Origin of the sequence: Moraxella sp. CTOTU47616 (assembly GCF_032017465.1) — a bacterium.
GTDB classification, from domain to species: Bacteria; Pseudomonadota; Gammaproteobacteria; order Pseudomonadales; family Moraxellaceae; genus Faucicola; species Faucicola tetraodonis.
The window spans coordinates 32,327-53,384 of sequence record NZ_DALZPU010000008.1 but is presented as its reverse complement, the minus strand read 5'-3'; the positions used below and the strand labels follow the sequence as shown (position 1 = coordinate 53,384).

The following is a 21,058-nucleotide window of genomic DNA, read 5'->3' as shown; positions in this document are numbered from 1 at the left end:
TTAAACTTTGATTGTCAGGGTTTAATCAACACCAAAAAAGCAAAAACCCCAAATAAATCTATTTGGGGTTTTTTGTTGTTAGCGCTTATTTATTTTTGCGCTGTCCAGCCTTTGGGGCGTTCGTAGTCTTCATTATCCAAAAATTTATTGCGCTGCTCGGTAATAAATTTTTTAGCTTCTGGGTCAATCATGCTTAAGTGATTTTCATTGATGAGCATGGTTTGGTGCTCTAGCCATTCGTTCCACGCTTTGGCAGACACGGTGTTTTGCAGCTCTTCACCAAGCTTATTAGGAAACGGCGGTTTTGGCATTTTGGGTAGCTTTTGTTTGTATTTACGGCACATGACCATGTGGTCAGCGGGGTTATAAGTTTCCATTTTTTATCCTGTTAATAGTTGCTAGTCTAAATCGCTAGCATCGGCATAAATCCAAGCGGTAGCGCCACTGTCAAAGTGACCTTCCACTCGTGCGTAGGCATCGACTTCGTAGCGGTCGGCTTGGGCAAGCTCATCCTCGGTAATGTCAAAAATCACACCTGCCACTTTGTCAGTTGGGTTATTGGTTTTAAGTAGTATCGGATGAAAACGTTTGCCACTTTTGGCGACCACATCGTCATCGGTGATTTCAATTTCACCCAACTGGTAGCCAATGAGTTGGTCTTTACTACCCACCAGTGTACGCCCAAAGGTGGCAAGCTGTACATTTTCTTGTTGTAATGTGCCATACGAGAACAGTTTTGGCATATTAATGACCTAATTGTTCGATACGCTGACGCCCACGTTCAATCGCCATTTTGACTTGATTGGGCGCTGTACCACCAATGTGGTTACGGGCATTGAGCGAGCCTTCAAGGGTCAGATATTCAAACACGTCCTCACCAATTAAGTCGCTAAAGCCTTGAAGCTCATCGAGTGATAATTCACTCAAATCTACGCCTTTTTGCACACCTAACGCTACTGCTTTACCCACTACTTCATGCGCGTCGCGGAAGGCTAAGCCTTTACGCACTAGATAATCCGCCAAATCAGTGGCGGTCGCATACCCTTTCATGGTCGCAGCACGCATATTTTCTTTGTTTGGAATTAAGTTTGGTAGCATATCAGCAAAGGCAAGTAGTGAGCCGGTTACAGTATCTACCACATCAAATAGTGGCTCTTTATCTTCTTGGTTATCTTTGTTGTAAGCCAGCGGTTGGTTTTTCATCAAGGTCAATAGGGTAATCATATCGCCAAACACGCGGGCAGCTTTACCTCGTACCAGCTCTGGCACATCGGGATTTTTCTTTTGTGGCATAATCGATGAGCCTGTGCAAAAACGATCGGGGACGACCACAAACCCAAATTGCGCTGACATCCACAAGATGATTTCTTCACTCATACGTGACAAGTGCATCATTAACAGGCTTGCGCTACTGGCAAATTCAATGGCGAAATCACGGTCGGATACCGCATCCAGCGAGTTTTGACAAATCCCTTCAAAGCCTAATAGCTGTGCGGTAAATTCCCGCTCAATCGGATAAGTCGTACCGGCTAGCGCTGCGGCGCCTAGGGGCATTTGGTTGATACGTTTTCGACCATCAATCAAGCGCTCGCTATCCCGCATTAGCATCTCAAACCATGCCATCACATGATGACCAAAACTGACAGGCTGCGCGGTCTGCAGATGGGTAAAGCCTGGCATAATAGTATCGGTATGTTGGCTTGCCAAATCAAGTAAGCCCGTTTGTAGACGTTTTAGTAATCCTAAAATAATATCGGTTTGGTCACGCAGATATAAACGGATATCGGTCGCAACTTGGTCATTACGGCTACGCCCTGTATGCAGTTTTTTGCCGACATCGCCAATGATAGCGGTCAAACGAGATTCCACATTCATGTGCACGTCTTCAAGCGCCACCGACCATACAAATTTGCCATCGGCGATTTCTTGTTTGATTTGGGTTAAACCGCCAACGATTTGGTCTTTGTCCGCCTCGGTAATAATCCCTGCTTTGGCAAGCATGGTGGCATGAGCAATCGAGCCTGCGATGTCTTGATTGGCAAAACGTTGGTCAAATCCGACAGACGCGGTAAATTCAGCGACAAAACTGTCAGTGGCTTCGCTAAAACGTCCACCCCACATACTAGATGTGCTAGAATCAGCGGAAATTTGATTGCTCATAATACGTCCATTTTTTGTGTAAGTGTGAAAGGAATAAAGACAATGAGATTGCTGGAGCTGTTAATTCCCTCTGCAAAATCTAGGGCTAGTATAGCAAAAACTGAGGATACCTCACAAATTTCACTCAAGCGCATTAAAGAGCCGCTCACCAGCACCTTTTTCCTGCCCAATCTGTTCGCTATCCCCTCAAAGATGTCGCGGCTTTTTAGCGCAGTCATTTTGTTAGTCGCAATGGGTCTAAAAAAGTCACCAATCTGACGCGGCATTTCACATTTTATCTAACAAACTATGGTATATTAATTTGCGTCTACTTAAAACAATGCGTTTATCCTCTGTTGCCGTAAAACCACCGACTTTAGGCGGTGGATATAAGGCAACTTAAGCAACCATGCTCATGCACTATAATACTTGCATGAATTTTGTTAAAATAAACCCATGAAAACACTCAAGTTGCGCATACGAGACAAACACATAGTGAAGCTTAACCGCCTAAGCGGTTCGGTCAATTTCGTGTGGAACTATGTTAATGACTTGAGTTATAAGCACTTACAAAAGACTGGTAAATTCTTTTCAGCCTACGACCTAAACGAATATACCAAAGGTAGCGGTGAACTACTTGGCTTACACTCTCAAACCATCCAAGCCATCAATGAAACCCATGCCAAAGCTAGAAAACAATTCAAAAAAGCTAAATTATCATGGCGAACCAACAACCCAACATCAAAGCGTAAAAGCTTGGGTTGGCTACCATTTAAACAATCTGCCATCAAGCATATTGCCACGCACCAAACAGGCAAAAAGGGCTTAAAATCCACCTTGCAACTATCCCTAGCCAAAGGGCAAAAACTAGTCATTGACCTATGGGACAGCTACAACCTTAGCCTATATCAAATTAACACTTGCGAGTTAGTCCAAGACAGTCGTAACCGTTGGTATGCGTGTATCACCGTCAAAGAATACCCTAAAACCACTTGTGGAACTGGTAGCGTAGGCATTGACTTAGGTTTAAAAGACAGTGCTACAGCCTCAAATGGCGATAAACTACAAATCAAGCAAACGCTCAAATATGCCAAAGCGTTAGCCATTGCTCAAAGAGCCAAAAACAAACAGCGTGTCAAGGCTATCCATGCCAAAATCAAACATACACGGCAAGACCTAATCCACAAATTCACCACCCAATTAGTTAAAGACAATGCCCTAATCGTGGTGGGTGATGTTAAAACCACCCAATTTAACAGCAAAAAAGGCAAACTAGCCAAATCGGTTTACGATGCAGGTTGGTTTGAACTCAAGCGACAACTGACCTATAAATGCGAGAACGCAGGTTGCCGTTTTGAAATCGTAAATGAGAAATACACTACCCAAACTTGCTCGTGCTGTGGCGATATGTCCAGTAGTCCGAAAGGTAGAGCAGGTTTGCGAATAAGAGAATGGACTTGTGCGAAGTGTGGCACACGGCATGATAGAGATATTAATGCCAGTCGGAACATTCTTGCGGTCGGGCTTGACCGTCTTGTAGAAGGAATCCCCTCACTTTAGAGAGGGGAGGAAGTCAAGAGTGTTTGATTGCTCACCAAGCGGTTATGTTAGATTTGGCATTAGATTGTGAAGAAAGTAAGACTTGTAGGGTTAAATACAGGTGTTTTTGACCTCAAAGGAGCAAAGGAGTAAACAATGAGAGTTGTGATCTGTGACGATGAGCCACTGGCCCGAGAGAGGCTAACACGCATCGTAAGAGAAGAAGGACATGAGGTTGTTGCACAGGCAGCCACAGGTATTGAGGCCATTGCAAAAGTCAAAGAAACCGCACCCGATGTAATTTTGTTAGACATTCGTATGCCAGAAATGGATGGTATCCGCTGCGCCAAAGAGCTCAATGAACTTAACAATCCACCAGCCATTATTTTTGTGACCGCGTATGACCATTACGCGATTGCCGCATTCAAAGCACACGCGGTGGGCTATTTGTTAAAGCCTGCCAACAAAGAAGAAGTGTTACAGGCGCTAGCGAGAGCGTCAACGCTTAGTAATGCACAGCTCAATGAAATCAGTCGATTAGAAGATCCGCTAGCACAGTCAAATCGTCAGCATATCGCGGCGCGTACCCATCGTGGTGTGGAGTTGATTGCGCTGCAAGATATTTATTACTTTACGGCTGACCAAAAATACGTGCAAATCCGTCATAAAGGTGGCACGGTTTTAATTGATGAAACCCTCAAAGAGCTTGAACAAGAATTTGGGGATGCGTTCTTTCGTATCCATCGCAATGCGTTAATCAATGTTAACTACCTAGAAATGCTTGAAGCGATTGACCAAGGTCAGTACCAAGTACGTTTCAAAGGTTTGCCTGACAAGCTTGCCGTCAGCCGCCGTCATTTGCCATTATTACGCGATAAAATCCAATCAATGTAGCGTAGTAGCGTAGGCTTTCGTATGTTTGCGTCTACTTCAATGAGTCGTAAGAGTAATTAGCCTGACATTTTGCTATACTAATGACTAACTCGCTGAATCACTGACAGATACCCATCTGACAAATGCCTAGCTTAGAGAGTTAGGCATTTTATTGCTTGCTAAAAAAGATACTGCTATGACTACGTTAACCACTTTAAATATCGCCACTCGCCAAAGCCCGCTTGCATTGTGGCAAGCCGAACACATCCAAGCGCGTTTGCAAGCGCTGTACCCAAGCCTGACCGTCAATTTAGTACCGATGGTCACCCAAGGCGACAAAATCCTGGACACCCCGCTAGCCAAAATCGGCGGAAAAGGTCTGTTTGTCAAAGAGCTTGAGCAAGCCTTATATGAAAAACGTGCCGATATCGCCGTGCATTCGCTCAAAGACGTACCTATGGTGCTCCCTGAAGGTCTGACGCTTGGCGCATATTGTGAGCGTGAGCAGCCAACCGATGCCTTCATATCAAATCACTATGAAAGTCTAGATGCGTTGCCACAAGGCGCTAAACTTGGTACCTCAAGTTTACGCCGTCAATGCCAAATTCAGCAATATCGTCCTGACTTAGAGATTATCAGCCTACGCGGCAATGTAGGCACGCGCTTATCCAAGCTAGATGCAGGTGAGTATGATGCCATTATTTTGGCAACCAGTGGCTTGACGCGTTTGGGGCTTACCGATCGTATCCGCCATGAACTTGATACGCATATCAGTTTGCCAGCGGTCGGACAAGGTGCGCTTGCCATTGAATGCCGAAGTGATGATGCCGATGTGCTGGCACTATTAAAATCGCTCAATGACGAGCCAAGCCGTCTATGCGTGATGGCAGAACGCGCCATGAATCGTCATTTGCAGGGTGGTTGCCAAGTGCCGATTGCAGGCTTTGCTACCATTAAAGATGGACAAATTTATTTACAGGGTCGTGTCGGCAGTGTAGATGGTAAAACCTTGTTAAAAGCTGAGCATCATAACGCGTTAGTTGATGACGTACGGGAGTCTGAGCAAATTGCCGAAGCCGTGGGCGTGGTGGTGGCTGAAGCGCTCATTGCACAGGGTGCAGACAAAATCTTGGCGCAGATTTATCAAGACCGCTGATATTGAACGATACGCATAGCGATGCAATTTATCAATACCAGACCCGATCAGCGAGCCAAAGCGCTAAGCCTATTTTTGCGCCAGCATGGTGTTGCAGTGATTGAGCTGCCGCTGTTGACGTTGGTAGAAAAGCCGCTAACAGTCGCAGAGCGGGCAGTTTTACAATCGATTGACCGTTATCAAGTGGTGGTGCTAGTCAGTGAAGCGGCAGTAAAGTATGGCTTAGCAAGGCTTGCCACCTCGGTCAAGCTAACGGAATTGTCCAAAAAGATTACATGGGTTGCGGTGGGTGACAAAACCGCAAATTGCTTTAAACAGACTTGGCAGCAGATCACAGAGTTGCCAGCGCCTACGGTTACTTTTCCCGGTGAAAAACGTACTCAAAACAATGAAGGGCTATTGAATTTGCCGGTAATCCAAGCGCTTGGTAAAGGCGATTATTTGCAGGTATGGCGCGGCATCGGCGGGCGAGAATTATTGGCAGATACATTGGCGGCAAAAGGTGTGCAAGTGCATTTGCTAAACTTGTACCAACGGGTTTTACCAAGCACAACCACCCAAGCATTCGCGGTTTGGCAGCAACATCAGAGCCACAACCAACCCATCGTTGTACTCATCTCAAGTTTGACCGCCTGGCAAAACTGGCAACAACTAACATTAGGCACTGAAATGGCTGCCAGCTGTTATTATTTGGTATTGCAGTCGCGTATTGCACAGCAAATGTTATTACGGCAGGCCAATCTTAACATAACTATCATCCCCGACTTACTACCTGCGACGATTCTACAAGCTTTAACTACTCACCAATAGTTGCATGGCTTTCGGTTTTGCTAAGCTGTTTTGCGCTGAATCTTCTACCCATGACAGCGTTTGCAGCGCTTGTTGCAGTGTTTGAGTTAGCCGCATACCCTGCTCTATCGTCAGCGTCATGGTGAGCGGGGTCAAAAACCAATGAAAATGGGTAAGGCTATGTTTGACAGTATCAGTGCTATCTAAATTAACCTGCTGGATATTTAGCAGCTGCTCAGCTTGTAAGAACTCGAAGATAATCTGCTCAGCGGTGTTATATTCTGCTTCAAACGTCGCCTCTTGCTGCCAGGTTGCCAGTAGCGGCGCGCCTGTATTTTTTGCCCCCGGTTGTTTTTTGACAAAGGCCAATGGTAAACACCACAGTCCGCCCCAAATCCCAGTGTCAGGACGTTGTAGCCACAAGGTTTTGTCATCGCAAACCAGCTTTAACGCTAGCGAAAACTTAGACGGATTGGGCGATTTTTTACTTTTTACCGGATAAAAACTTTGCTTACCTTGGGCATTTGCCACGCAGTCGGCTTGCACTGGACACAGTAGGCAGGCAGGTTTGGCTTTGGTGCATAGCGTCGCCCCCATATCCATCATCGCTTGGGCGTAGTGCCCGCTATCACGGGTCGGTGTTAGGCGCTCGGCAAGTTGCCAAAGCGCTTTGGTTGTGGCAGTTTTGGTGATATCGCCGTCAATACCTGCCCAGCGGGTCAGCACACGTTTGACATTACCATCGCAAATCACCCCCCTGTCACCGCCATATTGGTCAGCTCTGACACCCATCGCCACAATCGCGCCTGCCGTAGATTGCCCCACCCCTGAAATCTGCTCCCAGTGGGCAACCGTTTGCGGAAATTTACCAGTTTGCTCGATGATATCCACCAGCTGCTTGGCACCTTTATGCAGGTTGCGCGCACGCGCATAGTAACCCAGTCCTGCCCAGTGCTCAGCGACTTGCTCCCAAGATGCGTTTGCCAAATCCTGCACGGTGGGAAAACTTGCCATAAATCGCTCAAAATAAGGAATTACCGTCGCCACTTGGGTCTGCTGTAGCATGATTTCAGATAACCACACCGGATAGGGGTCTGGCGTGTCAAGCTGATGCTGCTGCCACGGCAAATCATGACGCCCGCTATGGTCAAACCAAGTCAAAATACGCGGTGCAAAACTATCAAGCTGCGCTTTGGTATGCGCTTCGGTATGCGCTTGGGTATAATTGTGGCTTAAGTGCTGATTGGGACTTGGCATCGTTGAGTGGCTGGTATTCGGATGTGCGTTCAAAATTCACCATCGGGTTACTATCGTGATAGCTATATAAGACTTTCTGGTTAGTATTCAATAGTGACTGACAACAGACTTAACAAAGCTGCACTCAAACTGGGACATAGACATAAAAAAAGCAATATCGTCACAGATATTGCTTTTGCTGTTAGGATGCAACTGTATGTTATACAAGATTGTCCCGCATAAACGCAATCATTTTATCCCAGCTGGCTTTTGCGGCATCCGCATCATAGCCCAAGTCCACGCCATTTTCTTCGGCGCGTTTGTCAGCATTAGGATTGGTAAAGCCGTGTTTGGCACCTTCGTACACATCGACTGTGTACTCTACATCGGCGTTGTCCAACTCTTTTTTTAGCCCTTCAATGGCATCCATTGACACCATGCTATCGGCTTCACCATGTGCCACCAACACTTTGGCGGTGAATTTGCCTTTTTGTGCCGGTTGTTTTGGGGCAGGGTTGCCGTGGAAAGTCGCCACTGCTTTGAGCGGGAAACCTTCACGCGCCATGTCTAGGGCGATTTTGCCGCCAAAGCAAAAACCAATTGCGCCAAGACGGTTTGTGTCAACAGCTTCAAGGTCAGTAAAGTCATCCATAATGAGTTTACAGCGCGCCATCAACATGTCTTGGTCGGCGAGCATTTGGCTCATCCATTCATTGGCTTGGGCGGCATCTGTGGTCAGTTTACCTTCGCCATACACATCCATGGCGACGGCAGCAAAACCCGCTTCGGCTAAACGCTCAGTGACTTTTTGTGGGTGCTCAACCACGCCCCACCATTCAGGCGCCACCAAAATCGCTGGGGCAGGATTGTCGTGGCTCGCTGATTCTGGTAGACAGACATAGCTTTTGAGCTCCACGCCATCGGTGGTGGTAGATTCGAGTTGTAAAATTTGAATTGGCATCATGGATCCTTATGTTATGGTAAATATATGATTGGTTGCTATTGTTATAAGACACTGGCGTTATAAAAACGCTGGATTCATACGCTAATGAGAGCGTGGCAAGTCAGTGCAACGGTTAATATAGGCACTACTGTATACTGAAATCATCGTATTTTCCGTTATAATACTGTCACTGTTTTATACAAGCCGAAAGTTGGAAACATAATGAGCCAATCTGTTACCTTACGCCCGCAATTTTGGGAGCGATTTTCGTTAGAACAATTGACCCAAGCTGAATGGGAAGCCTTGTGCGATGGCTGTGGGGCGTGTTGTTTGATTAAATTTAAAGACGATGACACCGATGAAGTTGAATACAGTGATGTCGCCTGTCGACTGCTTGATTGTGCCACAGGGGCTTGCCAGCATTACCCAACAAGGCGCGACTATGTGCCCGATTGCATCAGCCTAACCATCGATAACATTGGCGAGATGTACTGGCTACCGGCAAGCTGCGCCTACAAGCGCTTGTACTACGGGCAACAACTGCCAAGCTGGCATTTACTCCTCACTCAAGATGCTGCCGTGACACAAGCCATGATGCGCCAAAAAAATATCAGCGTGGCGGGACGCTGTCAGTCTGAAACAGAAGTTTCTGAGCTAGAGCAGGAAGAACGGGTGATTCATTGGATTCGCCAATAGCGCTTGGTTATTCGAGACTTTACTAGCACCGAGCAAGCTGATGGGTGAGTAAAATCAGCCAAAAAATACAATAAAATTAAGAAAAATACCATTGCAATCATCATGGGGTTAAGGTAAGGTAAAAAAATCTTTCGCCATATGAGGGTCTCGTCGGCTATGTCAGACGACAATTCGAGTTCACACCTGTCAAACAAACAGCAAAGCAGTAGCTGGTCACGCGGTCTGAAACGCTGGCTATCCACCGCCCCTGAAACCCGTGATGAACTAGTCAAATTGGTACATGATTCGCGTCGATTTTTGGCGCCCGACACCGTCGATATGTTAGAGGGTGTCTTAGATTTACCCGCCATTCAAGTGCGAGAAATCATGACCCCTGTCAGCCACGTTGCAGGCATCACCCAGCACCAAAACTTGCAAGACATCATGTCGCTCTATATGGAAACCGCCCACTCGCGTTATCCTGTATTTACCGATGACAACAAAGACACGGTGATGGGTATCTTACTTGCCAAAGATTTGATTCCATTTTTGGTCGCCAAGGCGCAAGGTCAAAATATTGACCATTTTAATCTTGAAGCGATTGTACGTCAGCCAATTTATATCAGTGAAACTGCGCGCTCTGACAACCTGCTGCGTCTATTTCAAAAAAACCAAATTCATATGGCAATCGTCATTGATGAGTTTGGGGTGACAGCAGGCGTGGTGACGATGGAAGACTTACTCGAAGAAATTGTCGGTGATATCATTGATGAGCATGACGACATCGAAGAAGATACCGATATCAATCATATAGTGCCTGTACCCAACCAGCCTGATACATGGATTGTGCAATCCATCACCTCAGTCTCAGACTGTAATGAACAGCTAGGTACCCATTTTGATAGTGAGGATGTCACCAGTATGGGCGGACTGGTCATGCAAGAGCTTGGCGAAGTCAATGAGGTGTTGGGTCAAACGGTCTTTATTGACGATTGTCGTTTGACGGTATTGTCAGCAGATGGTCGATTTATCCAAGAAATTGAACTGGTTAAAGGGTATAATCAGCTCGACGATTAGTCCAATTACTTATGTTTGCAAAACCGTTTAACCCTAAAGGCAATACTCGCCAATGCGTCTTACTACCCAGTCCCTAAAAAAGCAACTTTCTGTACAATCTCATCACGATAGTGCCAAATCTGCAAATACCAAACAGCCCCTGTTACCCAAACTGGTGCTGGCTTGGCTTGCGGGTGCGGCATTTGTCTTTGCGTTAGCGCCTTACAATTTTTGGATAGTGGCACTGTTGTCGCCACTGGTGCTGTATTGGCTGTTATTGCCCTCCATGTCAAATTGGCGGGCGTTTTGGCTCGGTGAAATGTATGGCATGGGATTGTGGAGCGTGGGCGCGTTTTGGTTGTTTACCTCGATTCATACCTACGGCGATACCCCTACCTTATTAGCTTTGCTGATGATTGGCTTTGTTGGCTTGGGGATGGGATTGTTTCATGGCGCCTTGGCAGTCATTTTTAATCGCTTTGTGGCAAAACAGCCGCTAAGCTTTGCGTCATTATGGGTGGTACAAGAGTGGTTAAAAACCTGGCTATTTACAGGTTTTCCTTGGCTATTCGTGGGCTATGCTTATACAGCGCAACCTTGGCTGACGAGCCTTGCCCCAATTTTTGGGGTGTTGGCGCTGAGCTTTGTATCCGTGTTCGTCTCAGCAAGTCTGGTGGAAGCGGCGCGAAAAAAATACCGTTTTTTAATTCCATCGTCTGTGATGTTACTGGCAAGCGTTGCGCTGTGGCTTATTGCCCCGCAATGGACGACCCCCAAAGGCACACCAAATCTAAAAGTTTCGTTAGTGCAAGGCAATATTCCGCAGGACTTAAAATGGCTGCAAGAGTACCAAATCCAAACGCTGGGTATCTATGCAGGCTTAAGTAAAACAGAATGGGGGCAGGACATTATCTTATGGCCAGAGTCGTCAATTCCGATGTTTCAGACCGACGCCATGCCCTTTATCAGCCAAATTGCTGCCCAAGCCCGCGAAAGCAATAGCGCATGGCTCACCGGTATTCCGTATGTCGATGTCAATAAATACGACCCAAAAGTTGATAAATACGAGCCATTTTACAACAGTGTGATTGCTTTGGGCGCCGATGCCAAAGGCTTATACAAGAAACAAAATTTGGTACCCGTGGGCGAATATATCCCGTTTGAAGGTATGTTAGATTGGGCATTGCCAAACTTGATGAGTGGCACCATGAGTTTTCGCAGTGGGTCTGCGCACCAAGCACCCTTGCAAGTCAAAAACCACCCAGTTGGCGTGGCGATTTGTTATGAAGTTGCCTATCCTGATACCACCCGCCGCAATGCCAAAAATACCGACTTTTTATTGACCGTATCCAATGATGCTTGGTTTGGCACATCGGCAGGTCCACTACAGCATCTACAAATGGTGCAAATGCGCTCGATTGAAACCGGCCGCTGGTTTATGCGCGCGACCAATACAGGCGTGACCGCAATCATCAATGATAAAGGCAATATTGTTGCCAAAGCGCCAGCCTTTGAACGCACGGTGCTACGGGGTGAGATCCAATCGCGCGTTGGTAATACGCCATTTATGCGCTGGGGTAGTTATCCTATCTTGGCACTGGCAGCGCTCTTGCTACTGATTAGTTGGCTGGTTCGTAAAACACGTTAAAAACCTTAAATGCAGTAAGGTTTTGTCACCAATTGCAAAAATTTAGTATATAATGGTTACAAAGTTCCGTATAATAGTTATAAATTAGATTTGAATTCATTTAGATTCAACAACTCTTGCCCCAATGATTTACAGTGAGGTTTACGATGGCTCATCATGAAGTCGTGGAAAACAATGTCAAAAAAGAACTTAGTTATTCTTTAATTGGCGTTTTAGCGTTTCTAGGCGTGGTTTTATTAATCCTTATTTCAGCAATTGTTCGCCCCGCTGGTAACCACGTTGACGTTGCAAAACTCAATGCTGAAGTAGAAGCCAAAGCCGCTGCATCTGCTGCTGCCGCTGCCAAACCAGCGGGTTCGACGCCTGCGGCAACCTCACCTGCGGCGGGTGAAACCACCACCGCCACTGCCAATGCAGACACCGCAACAGGTCCAAATGCCACGGTTGCTAGCCCAGACAATGCTTCTATGACGCCATCTTCTGCACCAACGGCTACTGCAAAAACATCGACCATTGAAGCGCGTAATGCCTCAACGGCTGAAGCCAAAGCAGAGATTAAAGCCAAAACAGGTGACACCCCAAATATCGCACCACCTGTTGCTTCAGCGGTCAAATCTCAAGAACAATCAAAATAATACATTGGCTGCATAAAAAAACCACGTTATCTAACGTGGTTTTTTTATGCGCTAAGTCGTCACTGTCAAGCTTAAGCTTTTTGGTAAGTGACAAACTGATAGCTTAACCCACTTTGCTCATCCATGAATTTTTCACTTTCTGCTGTTTTGACAAAATCACTGGTAATCTCTGGATAAAATGCTGCTGCGTTGTCAATCACGGTATCGACCTGGGTAATTTCTAAGCGATCACTAAACAGTAGGGCTTGTTGGAAGACTTTTTCGCCACCAATTACCCAAATCGTTTGCAAACCTTTACCATGGGCGAGCGACGAGGCTTGGGTCAGTGCGTCATCTAGGTTGTGCATCACAATGACGGCATCATCATCCACTTGGTAGTCCAAATTGGTGGTAATCACAAAATTGGTACGGTTGGGCAGGGGTTTTGCCCCCATGGATTCAAAGGTCTTACGACCCATAATCACGATACCGCCATTAGTATGTTTTTTAAAATGTTTCAAGTCCTCAGATATATGCCAAGGCAATTGATTGTCTTTGCCAATGGCGCGGTTTTGGCTCATCGCCACGATTTGGGCGACTTCCACATTAGAATAACTCATGATTTATCCTTATTGTTGTGAGTTTTGGCATTGGGCTGCAAGCTTATACGGAGACTTCAGCCTTAATTGTGGCATGGCTTTGATAATTTTCAATTTTTATATCGTTAAAATCAAACGCAAAAATGTCAGTAATGTCAGGATTGAGCCAAAGTTTGGGTAGGGCAAACGGCTCGCGGCTAAGCTGCTCATGCACTTGCTGTAAATGATTGTTATAGATATGACAATCACCGCCCGTCCACACAAACTCACCGACGCCAAGCCCCGTCACATGGGCTATCATATGGGTAAGCAAGGCATAGCTGGCAATGTTAAAAGGTACCCCCAAAAACAAATCCGCCGAGCGTTGGTACAACTGACAAGATAATTTGCCATCTGCGACAAAAAACTGAAACAGGGTATGACAAGGGGGCAAGGCCACTTCGTTGGCCTCCAATGGATTCCAGCCAGAGACAATCAAACGGCGCGAGTTTGGGTTGTTTTTGATTTCATTGACCACCCAACTGATTTGGTCAAAACCGTCTGAATGGTAGCTGCCGTCCGCTTTTTTGCTTGCCCCGAAGTTGCGCCACTGGTGTCCGTATACCGCGCCAAGTTCGCCTTCAGGCTTGCCAAAACGGGCAGTTTGCTCGGCGGTTGCCCATTCATTCCAAATGCGTACACCATTGTCCTGCAAGTATTGGACGTGGGTATCGCCTTTTAAAAACCAAAGCAGCTCATAAATCACGCTTTTGGTATGGATTTTTTTGGTGGTCAGTAGTGGAAAACCCTCATTCAAATCAAACCGCATCTGCGCGCCAAAATAGCTGATGGTACCCGTACCCGTACGGTCGCCTTTTTGTATGCCGTTGGCTAGCACCAGTTTAAGTAAATCCAAATAGGCTTGTTCGTTCTTTGACGTAATCATGGGTGATGAGTTCCTTGGTTAGTTTTCTTTGTTAGTCCACATTCTTTTGACTGCCCCAATCATAGATTTGGTTTTTATACGCCCAAATCAATAAAACCAAACCACCGATAATCATCGGTAGGCTTAACATTTGCCCTTTTGTCATCCACCCTAACAAAATAAAACCTTGGTCAGCATCAGGTTGGCGGAAGAATTCGGTAATAAAACGCGCAATACCGTAGCCCATCACGAATAAGCCACTGACTGCCATACGCGGACGCGGCCGGCTGGCAAACCACCAAACCAAAACAAACAGTACCACCCCTTCAGTAAAAGCCTGATACAACTGTGACGGATGGCGGGGGAGTAACAAATAATTGTTGCCATCAATCACAAAGGTTTGCGCAAGACTTTGCAGGGCAGGGCTTTGTTTGAGCAGTTCATTGTCTTCATTGACCGCTTGCGGGAATAGCATCAGCCAGTTGTAACCACCGTCAGACACCCGACCCCACAATTCGCCATTGATAAAATTGCCAATACGACCAAACAGCAGACCGGTTGGCACGCAGGGAATAATGAAATCTAACACATTCCAAATGTTCTTTTGATATTTGCGGGCAAAAAATAGCATTGCGATGGCGACACCCAGAAATCCCCCATGAAACGACATGCCGCCTTGGTTGATTTTGAACAAATACATCGGATTGGCTAAGAATTCGCTCAATTGATAAAACAGCACATAGCCGATACGACCGCCTAGAATCACGCCCATCGCCCCGTAAAATACCAGGTCAGCGACCATGTCGCTATTCCAGTCTGGGCGTGATTTAGTGCGATACCAAGCCAACGCATAAGCGGCAGCAAAAGCCAGTAAATACATCAGCCCGTACCAGTGGGCTTGGACAGGTCCCAAATGCAGAGCGACAGGATCCCATTGTGGGTGAGTTAAAATTAGTGGAAACATGGCAATTTAGTCATTATCGAAAATGCCAATATCATAGCAGTTTTGGCTAGCTTGGGCTATTTTTTGCTGTGCCCTTTTAGTTATTACCAACGGCTATCATTCTCACAAGGCTCGCCATTACAAGCGCATTTCAATGCCTTGCTGTGCCATAAACTGCTTGGCTTCCCCCACAGTATATTCGCCAAAATGGAAAATACTCGCCGCTAGTACGGCATCAACACCGCCTTGCAGCACCCCATCTGCCAAGTGTTGCAGATTGCCGACGCCACCTGAGGCAATCACTGGCACATTCACGCTATCTGTAATGCGCTTCATCAAAGCAATATCATAGCCATTTTTGGTGCCATCTGAGTCCATCGAGGTCACAAGCAGTTCACCCGCCCCAAACCCTGCCATTTTGACCGCCCATGCCACCGCATCAATACCAGTCGCTTTGCGTCCCCCATGGGTAAAGATTTCCCATTGATTGTCACCCACTTTTTTGGCATCAATCGCTACTACGATACACTGACTGCCAAAACGTGCTGCCGCTTCACCGACAAATTCAGGGTTAAAAATTGCCGCCGAATTAATTGATACTTTATCCGCGCCCGCGTTTAGCAAGTGACGAATGTCATCGACTTTACGCACCCCACCGCCCACGGTCAGCGGTACAAATACGGTTTCTGCCATGCGTTCTACTGTGTGATAAGTGGTGTCGCGTCCATGATGGGTAGCGGTGATGTCCAAAAAAGTGATTTCATCCGCGCCCTGTTCGTTGTAGCGCTGCGCCACTTCAACAGGGTCGCCCGCGTCTTTGATGTCGACAAATTGCACACCTTTGACCACCCGACCATTGTCAACATCAAGGCAAGGGATAATTCGTTTTGCTAACATATTCGATTTCCTTCTATAATAGCCGTAAGTTTATCAAATTTACTTTGCCATTACCGCAGTTTTATCGGTGTGCTGCGCTTCAAGGATGCCTTATGTCTGTATATACCCAGTTGACTGACCAACAATTCAGTGATTTTTGCCAACAATTTGGCGTGGATTTTGCCAAAGCCATACCTATCACACAGGGTATCAAAAACAGTAATTGGTTTATTGAAACAACCACGGACGAAGCCGGCGAGCCGTCTTATGTATTTACCTTGTTTGAAGAACGCAAACCGCATGAAATTCAAAAAATGGCGATTATCCTAAACCGCTTAAAAGACCAGCTACCCGTAGCCGCACCGCTAGCCGCCAAAAACGGCGAGTTTTTGCTGTATTTTGACAACAAAGCCATTGTAGTGTCACCAAAACTCTCGGGCGGTCACCCGAAAGCAACCACACCTGATATGTGTCGTCAAATGGGCGAGGCTTTAGCCGTTCTTCATCAAACCTTGCAAACCTTGACCCCTGCACAAAACTATGGCGTTGAGTTATATCCTTGGCATCTGGTGCGTGACCGTGAAACCAAGTTTATGCCAAGCGATGAAGCCAAACTGATGAATGATATTTGGCAAGCCTACGAAACTGTAGCGAGCAAAAATTTGCCAACAGGTTTATGTCATCTAGATATGTTTGCCGATAACACGCTGTGGGATTTTAGTGATGAAACCCAGCCAACACTCACAGGTTTGCTTGATTTTACCGAAGTCAGTGTTGAACATTTTGTGATGGATGTGGCGATTACCATTAATGATTTTTGCACCACTTGGGGTAACGCCAATGATGGCGAAGCGGTGAATTTTGATGACGCCAAAATGCAAGCGTTTTTACAAGGGTACGAGAGCAAACGCGCTTTGAGCGATGATGAGAAAGAGGCATTGCCGATTATGCTTGCCATGGCGGGCGTGACGTTTTGGCTGCTGCGTTTGAATGTGATTTATTATAACCGTCAGCAAGGTCGTACGGGCGATAATATTATGGTGAAAAATCCTGATTTGATGAAACGCTTGGCGGCATACCATTGGGCGAGAAAATAACAAATGTATATTGTTTATGTTGATGAAAGTGGTGATATAGGATTACAAAATAGCCCTTCTAATTATTTTTGCTTGAGTGCAATCATTATTCATGAAAGTAAGTGGGACCAAACCTTGAATTCAATCATTGACTTTAGGCGGTTTCTGAGAGAAAAATACGGGTTCAAATTACGTGAAGAGATTCATTGCTCACATTTTATTCACAAACCTGCTGAGTTCCAACGAATCGCCAAATCCATGCGTTTAAGATTATTGAGAGATGTAATTGATTTTCAAGCAAATTTATCAAACTATCAAATCATCAATGTAGTGGTAAATAAAAAGAATAAACAAATAGGCAGTGACATTTTTAATTTGGCATGGCAAACTTTAATTCAACGTATTGAAAATACATTGCAGTATCGAAATTTTATTGGTTCAACGAATATTCAAGATACTGCCATGTTATTTGTTGATAAAACTGATGAAGTCAAGCTAAGAAATCTCACCCGAAAAATGCGGCGTTATAATCCCGTTCCTAACAGCTTTAATCTAGGTGCTGGTTATCGTATCTTACCAACTAAACTAATTATTGAAGACGCAATTCATAAAGATTCTGCACATTCTTATTTTATTCAGTTAGCAGATGTTAATGCATATTTTCTCAGTCAAAAGTTTCAACCAAATCAGTATATTAAAAGAAAAGGTGGTAAAAATTACCTTGACCGCTTGCAACCAGTATTATTTAAACAGGCAAGTAAGAAAGATTTACTAGGAATTGTTATTCGCTAAAAAAGAAAGGTTCAGCTTTCGCTGAACCGATGAGTCCTACTGTAAAGTCTAGCTTTAGGTCAGACTACATCGTTATGATAGCATTTGCTATGAAATAGTTCAAGGAACTAAACCAAATATTACAAAAAGTGAATTTTAATGTGCCAATTATTAGGAATGAATTGTAACACACCCACCGATATTCATTTTAGCTTTGCGGGGTTTCGTCAGCGGGGCGGGCAGACCGATATCCATACCGATGGGTTTGGTATTGTGTTTTTTGAAAAAAATCCCGACCCATCGCAGTGTAATCGTAAAGCTGGGATACGTCAATTTCACGATGACAAGCCAAGTTTCTGCTCACCGGTGGCGGATTTAGTCAACAGTTATCCGATTAAGGCGATGAATGTAATTAGCCATATTCGCAAAGCCACGCAAGGCACAAATTGCTTGGCTAATACCCACCCCTTTGTCCGTGAGGTATGGGGCGAGGAATGGGCGTTTGCGCATAATGGGCAGCTGCAGATGGGTTTTATTGACCAGCTCAGTCCTGTGCCCACCCACTATCAGCCCGTAGGTACAACCGATTCGGAGATGGCATTTTGTTATCTGCTCAATCGCCTCAAATCACAATTTAGTGAGCCGCCCAGTGACGAGGTGTTATTCCAGTTTTTGACCACGATTTGTCGTGAGTTATCGGCGTTGGGCTTGTTTAATTGTCTCATTAGCAATGGCGATTGGCAGCTAGCGTATGCAGGAAGCTTGCTGTTTTTTATCACCCGTAAAGCGCCATTTGGTGAGGCAAAACTCGCTGACAGTGAGCTGGCGATTGATTTTAGCGAGGTAACCTCGCAAACCGATAAAGTGACCTTGATTACTACCATTCCTTTGACTTACAACGAACACTGGCAACAGCTGTATGTGGATGAATGTTTGATGTTTCGGGATGGCGATATTTTATTTAAAGATACCCCTGATAATCCGATCCGCTTAACCATTGAAGAAGGCATTGCCATCGCCCGCAAAGTGGGGGCGAGCTTATAATATGATAAAGGTCGCTTATTCTGATATTTTCAAATATGACGTCCCCGAACGCCATCGTTTTCCTATGCAAAAATATCCGATGATTGCGGCGCGGTTATTGGCGGAGGGTACATTCACCCCAGCCAATTTTTTTGCCCCGCAGCGATTGAGCGAAGACGAAATTCTCACCACACATACACAAACGTACTGGCAGCATCTAAAACAGCAAACATTGCCCGCCAAAGACGCGCGTGCCATCGGCTTTGAGATGACGCCAAGGCTCGTTGAGCGGGAACGTGTGATTGCCCACGGCACTTATGAATGTGCCCTATTCGCCAAACAATTCGGTGTCGCGCTCAATATCGCAGGCGGTACCCATCATGCGTTTGCCGATCATGGGGAAGGATTTTGCGTGTTTAACGATGTGGCGGTGGCGAGTAATTTATTGTTGGCACGTGGACAGGCGACACAAATTCTGACTGTGGATTTGGATGTGCATCAAGGGAACGGTACAGCGCATTTGATGGCAAATGAACCCCGAGTATTTACCTTTAGCATGCATGGCGCAAAAAACTATCCGTTTCGCAAGCAAGCATCCGATTTGGATATTGATTTGCCAAACGAGACAGGGGATGAGGCATATTTAGCCATATTAATGGAGACGCTGCCAGCGCTTATTGCAAAAGTGAAACCCGATATGCTGTTTTACCAGTCCGCTGTGGATGTGCTCGCCACTGATAAGCTCGGTAAACTTGCGCTCACCCGTGACGGCTGCGCCAAGCGCGATGCGTTTGTATTTAGCCAAGCCAAAGCCCATGGAATTCCAGTTGCGGTGGTGATGGGTGGCGGCTACTCAGAAAACATCGACGATGTGGTGGAAGCCCATTGCAATACCTTTCGCATGGCAAAAAGGCTGTATGAGTGAGTGTTAAGAGATAAAAAAAGCCCTGTTTCCCAGAGCTTTTAAAATAAACCGTGGTTATGCTAATAAATGCACTCACACGTACGCTGATAATTAAGCTAATACTTTCTCAAGCGCTTGCTTAAAACGGCTGACGGTACCGTCAATATCCGTCAACTTATCCAGACCAAACAGACCTAAACGGAATGTTTTAAAGCTGTCAGGTTCGCCAACTTTCAGTGGGACGCCGCCTGCAATTTGTAAGCCTTGGGCGGCAAATGCTGCACCTTTGTGCATATCATCACGCTCAGTATAAACCACAATCACACCCGGCGCTTGGTAGCCTGCAGCTGCGACGCTGATAATATTGTGTTGATTGAGGACAGAGAGCACTTTTTGACCCAATTCAAATTGGGCGCTTTTGAGTTTATCAAGTCCAATCGCTTCGGCTTCTTTGACGGTATCGCGGAATTTGGTCAGCCCATCGGTCGGCATCGTCGCATGATACGCATGACCGCCATTTTCATAAGCGCGCATGATAGTGAGCCACTGTTTGAGATCGAGCCCAAAACTGGTCGATTCGGTGGCTTCCACTTTGGCAACGGCTGTTTCATTCATCATCACTAGCCCCGCACATGGCGTGCTTGACCAGCCTTTTTGTGGCGCAGAGATGAGCACATCAATGCCCAACGCTTTCATATCAAGCCATGCACAGCCTGAGGCGATACAGTCGATGACCAGTAAACCACCGACACTATGCACCGCATCGGCAAGTTGTTTGATGTAGTCATCAGGCAGCATCAAGCCTGCCGCGGTTTCGACATGCGGGGCAAATACGACCGCAGGTTTTTTGGATTGAATCTCAGCGACAGCCGTCTCGATTGCCACTGGCTCAAACTGCTGTTGTTGGTTGCTATTACCGATGTGTGCGGTCAGGACGGTCACGTCATCCGTGATACGACCTTTTTCAAGGATTTGCGTCCAGCGAAAACTAAAAAAGCCGTTGCGGATGATAAGCACTGTTTGGTCAGTGGCAAGCTGGCGCGCAACCGCTTCCATACCGTAAGTCCCTGTGCCCGGTACGATTGCCACCGCATCGGCGTTGTACACGTTTTTTAAGCTTGTGGACAAATCATTCATCACGGTTTGGAATTTTTTGGACATGTGATTGAGCGAGCGGTCGGTGTAGACCACAGAGTATTCTAATAAACCGTCTGGATCAATATCTTGGCGTAGGGCTGGCATGGGACTCTCCTTTAATATCGTTGTCGTTATTGCAAAATCGCAAATAAAATTA

At 46.0% G+C, this 21,058-nt stretch carries 22 protein-coding genes; 12 read left to right on the top strand and 10 right to left on the bottom strand.

All coding sequences use genetic code 11. The features are described 5' to 3' along the window. Positions 1–89: 89 nt before the first annotated feature. Genes RTS10_RS09370 through argH form a run of 3 tightly spaced genes read right to left on the bottom strand, consistent with a single transcriptional unit; the run spans position 90 to position 2,121 of the window. Complete coding sequence (locus RTS10_RS09370; protein ID WP_007115982.1) at positions 90–377, bottom strand: oxidative damage protection protein; 288 nt, start codon at positions 375–377, stop codon at positions 90–92. Between the two features lie 21 nt (positions 378–398). Then, complete coding sequence (locus tag RTS10_RS09365; protein WP_100274195.1) at positions 399–743, bottom strand: gamma-glutamylcyclotransferase family protein; 345 nt, start codon at positions 741–743, stop codon at positions 399–401. Position 744: 1 nt separating this feature from the next. Further along, positions 745–2,121 carry an argininosuccinate lyase gene (argH, locus tag RTS10_RS09360; RefSeq protein WP_312540128.1) on the bottom strand — a complete coding sequence of 459 codons (1,377 nt, stop codon included), beginning with the start codon at positions 2,119–2,121 and terminating at the stop codon, positions 745–747. A gap of 474 nt (positions 2,122–2,595) precedes the next feature. On the opposite strand from argH, the gene RTS10_RS09355 reads away from it, so the two are divergent. The 4 genes from RTS10_RS09355 (at position 2,596) to RTS10_RS09340 (ending at position 6,517) form a co-directional block, all read left to right on the top strand. Continuing rightward, a complete protein-coding gene (locus RTS10_RS09355; RefSeq protein ID WP_312540080.1) occupies positions 2,596–3,699 on the top strand; it encodes an RNA-guided endonuclease InsQ/TnpB family protein in 1,104 nt (367 codons plus the stop codon). A gap of 135 nt (positions 3,700–3,834) precedes the next feature. Continuing rightward, the gene (locus RTS10_RS09350) at positions 3,835–4,572 is read left to right on the top strand and encodes a LytR/AlgR family response regulator transcription factor (RefSeq protein WP_312540079.1); all 738 of its coding nucleotides are present in this window, start codon (positions 3,835–3,837) and stop codon (positions 4,570–4,572) included. Positions 4,573–4,747: 175 nt separating this feature from the next. Beyond that, positions 4,748–5,707, top strand: a complete 960-nt coding sequence (gene hemC, locus RTS10_RS09345) for a hydroxymethylbilane synthase (RefSeq protein ID WP_312540078.1) — start codon at positions 4,748–4,750, stop codon at positions 5,705–5,707. Between the two features lie 21 nt (positions 5,708–5,728). Next, a complete protein-coding gene (locus RTS10_RS09340; protein ID WP_312384660.1) occupies positions 5,729–6,517 on the top strand; it encodes a uroporphyrinogen-III synthase in 789 nt (262 codons plus the stop codon). Here RTS10_RS09340 and mutY read toward each other — a convergent pair. Both mutY and RTS10_RS09330 read right to left on the bottom strand, forming a co-directional pair. Beyond that, positions 6,500–7,786, bottom strand: a complete 1,287-nt coding sequence (gene mutY / locus RTS10_RS09335; protein ID WP_312384663.1) for an A/G-specific adenine glycosylase — start codon at positions 7,784–7,786, stop codon at positions 6,500–6,502. The genes RTS10_RS09340 and mutY overlap by 18 nt on opposite strands. A gap of 166 nt (positions 7,787–7,952) precedes the next feature. After that, positions 7,953–8,693, bottom strand: coding sequence for a dienelactone hydrolase family protein (locus tag RTS10_RS09330; protein ID WP_312384664.1), 741 nt, complete (start codon positions 8,691–8,693; stop codon positions 7,953–7,955). Between the two features lie 204 nt (positions 8,694–8,897). Between RTS10_RS09330 and RTS10_RS09325 the strand changes: the two genes are divergently transcribed. The 4 genes from RTS10_RS09325 (at position 8,898) to RTS10_RS09310 (ending at position 12,689) form a co-directional block, all read left to right on the top strand. Further along, positions 8,898–9,371: a YcgN family cysteine cluster protein gene (locus tag RTS10_RS09325; RefSeq protein WP_312384666.1), complete on the top strand. Its 474-nt coding sequence runs from the start codon at positions 8,898–8,900 to the stop codon at positions 9,369–9,371. A gap of 156 nt (positions 9,372–9,527) precedes the next feature. Then, entirely contained in the window at positions 9,528–10,427 is a 900-nt protein-coding gene (locus tag RTS10_RS09320) for a CBS domain-containing protein (RefSeq protein ID WP_135887611.1), read from the top strand. A gap of 52 nt (positions 10,428–10,479) precedes the next feature. Further along, the gene (gene lnt, locus RTS10_RS09315; protein WP_312384668.1) at positions 10,480–12,054 is read left to right on the top strand and encodes an apolipoprotein N-acyltransferase; all 1,575 of its coding nucleotides are present in this window, start codon (positions 10,480–10,482) and stop codon (positions 12,052–12,054) included. 146 nt (positions 12,055–12,200) lie between these two features. Next, entirely contained in the window at positions 12,201–12,689 is a 489-nt protein-coding gene (locus RTS10_RS09310; RefSeq protein ID WP_065253848.1) for a hypothetical protein, read from the top strand. Between the two features lie 71 nt (positions 12,690–12,760). On the opposite strand, the gene RTS10_RS09305 is transcribed toward RTS10_RS09310, so the two are convergent. The 4 genes from RTS10_RS09305 to hisF all read right to left on the bottom strand — a co-directional run bounded on the left by RTS10_RS09305 (position 12,761) and on the right by hisF (position 16,011). Continuing rightward, positions 12,761–13,288, bottom strand: coding sequence for a dihydrofolate reductase (locus RTS10_RS09305; RefSeq protein ID WP_100274183.1), 528 nt, complete (start codon positions 13,286–13,288; stop codon positions 12,761–12,763). A gap of 43 nt (positions 13,289–13,331) precedes the next feature. Then, positions 13,332–14,192, bottom strand: coding sequence for a thymidylate synthase (locus tag RTS10_RS09300; protein WP_060996014.1), 861 nt, complete (start codon positions 14,190–14,192; stop codon positions 13,332–13,334). Between the two features lie 31 nt (positions 14,193–14,223). Next, on the bottom strand, positions 14,224–15,123 hold the full coding sequence (lgt, locus tag RTS10_RS09295) for a prolipoprotein diacylglyceryl transferase (RefSeq protein WP_203172644.1): 900 nt from the start codon (positions 15,121–15,123) through the stop codon (positions 14,224–14,226). Between the two features lie 129 nt (positions 15,124–15,252). After that, positions 15,253–16,011, bottom strand: a complete 759-nt coding sequence (hisF, locus tag RTS10_RS09290) for an imidazole glycerol phosphate synthase subunit HisF (RefSeq protein ID WP_036600629.1) — start codon at positions 16,009–16,011, stop codon at positions 15,253–15,255. A gap of 92 nt (positions 16,012–16,103) precedes the next feature. Between hisF and RTS10_RS09285 the strand changes: the two genes are divergently transcribed. The 4 genes from RTS10_RS09285 (at position 16,104) to RTS10_RS09270 (ending at position 19,785) form a co-directional block, all read left to right on the top strand. Beyond that, entirely contained in the window at positions 16,104–17,087 is a 984-nt protein-coding gene (locus RTS10_RS09285) for a homoserine kinase (RefSeq protein WP_312115265.1), read from the top strand. A gap of 3 nt (positions 17,088–17,090) precedes the next feature. Beyond that, complete coding sequence (locus RTS10_RS09280; protein WP_065253845.1) at positions 17,091–17,858, top strand: DUF3800 domain-containing protein; 768 nt, start codon at positions 17,091–17,093, stop codon at positions 17,856–17,858. Between the two features lie 138 nt (positions 17,859–17,996). Next, positions 17,997–18,881 carry a class II glutamine amidotransferase gene (locus RTS10_RS09275; RefSeq protein ID WP_203172463.1) on the top strand — a complete coding sequence of 295 codons (885 nt, stop codon included), beginning with the start codon at positions 17,997–17,999 and terminating at the stop codon, positions 18,879–18,881. Between the two features lies 1 nt (position 18,882). Beyond that, a complete protein-coding gene (locus tag RTS10_RS09270) occupies positions 18,883–19,785 on the top strand; it encodes a histone deacetylase family protein (RefSeq protein WP_312540077.1) in 903 nt (300 codons plus the stop codon). A 90-nt stretch (positions 19,786–19,875) separates the two neighbouring features. Here RTS10_RS09270 and RTS10_RS09265 read toward each other — a convergent pair whose 3' ends face one another. Further along, positions 19,876–21,006, bottom strand: coding sequence for a pyridoxal-phosphate-dependent aminotransferase family protein (locus RTS10_RS09265; RefSeq protein ID WP_312540076.1), 1,131 nt, complete (start codon positions 21,004–21,006; stop codon positions 19,876–19,878). Between the last annotated feature and the right edge of the window lie 52 nt (positions 21,007–21,058).

Coding starts and splice junctions, on each gene's coding strand:
- RTS10_RS09280 (WP_065253845.1), top strand. CDS start 17,091: ATGTATATTGTTTATGTTGATGAAAGTGGTGATATAGGATTACAAAAT.
- RTS10_RS09330 (WP_312384664.1), bottom strand. CDS start 8,693: ATGCCAATTCAAATTTTACAACTCGAATCTACCACCACCGATGGCGTG.
- argH (WP_312540128.1), bottom strand. CDS start 2,121: ATGTGGGGTGGACGTTTTAGCGAAGCCACTGACAGTTTTGTCGCTGAA.
- RTS10_RS09270 (WP_312540077.1), top strand. CDS start 18,883: ATGATAAAGGTCGCTTATTCTGATATTTTCAAATATGACGTCCCCGAA.
- RTS10_RS09325 (WP_312384666.1), top strand. CDS start 8,898: ATGAGCCAATCTGTTACCTTACGCCCGCAATTTTGGGAGCGATTTTCG.
- hemC (WP_312540078.1), top strand. CDS start 4,748: ATGACTACGTTAACCACTTTAAATATCGCCACTCGCCAAAGCCCGCTT.
- RTS10_RS09305 (WP_100274183.1), bottom strand. CDS start 13,288: ATGAGTTATTCTAATGTGGAAGTCGCCCAAATCGTGGCGATGAGCCAA.
- hisF (WP_036600629.1), bottom strand. CDS start 16,011: ATGTTAGCAAAACGAATTATCCCTTGCCTTGATGTTGACAATGGTCGG.
- RTS10_RS09285 (WP_312115265.1), top strand. CDS start 16,104: ATGTCTGTATATACCCAGTTGACTGACCAACAATTCAGTGATTTTTGC.
- RTS10_RS09340 (WP_312384660.1), top strand. CDS start 5,729: ATGCAATTTATCAATACCAGACCCGATCAGCGAGCCAAAGCGCTAAGC.
- RTS10_RS09265 (WP_312540076.1), bottom strand. CDS start 21,006: ATGCCAGCCCTACGCCAAGATATTGATCCAGACGGTTTATTAGAATAC.
- RTS10_RS09370 (WP_007115982.1), bottom strand. CDS start 377: ATGGAAACTTATAACCCCGCTGACCACATGGTCATGTGCCGTAAATAC.
- lnt (WP_312384668.1), top strand. CDS start 10,480: ATGCGTCTTACTACCCAGTCCCTAAAAAAGCAACTTTCTGTACAATCT.
- RTS10_RS09320 (WP_135887611.1), top strand. CDS start 9,528: ATGTCAGACGACAATTCGAGTTCACACCTGTCAAACAAACAGCAAAGC.
- RTS10_RS09310 (WP_065253848.1), top strand. CDS start 12,201: ATGGCTCATCATGAAGTCGTGGAAAACAATGTCAAAAAAGAACTTAGT.
- RTS10_RS09365 (WP_100274195.1), bottom strand. CDS start 743: ATGCCAAAACTGTTCTCGTATGGCACATTACAACAAGAAAATGTACAG.
- RTS10_RS09355 (WP_312540080.1), top strand. CDS start 2,596: ATGAAAACACTCAAGTTGCGCATACGAGACAAACACATAGTGAAGCTT.
- RTS10_RS09275 (WP_203172463.1), top strand. CDS start 17,997: ATGTGCCAATTATTAGGAATGAATTGTAACACACCCACCGATATTCAT.
- RTS10_RS09300 (WP_060996014.1), bottom strand. CDS start 14,192: ATGATTACGTCAAAGAACGAACAAGCCTATTTGGATTTACTTAAACTG.
- RTS10_RS09350 (WP_312540079.1), top strand. CDS start 3,835: ATGAGAGTTGTGATCTGTGACGATGAGCCACTGGCCCGAGAGAGGCTA.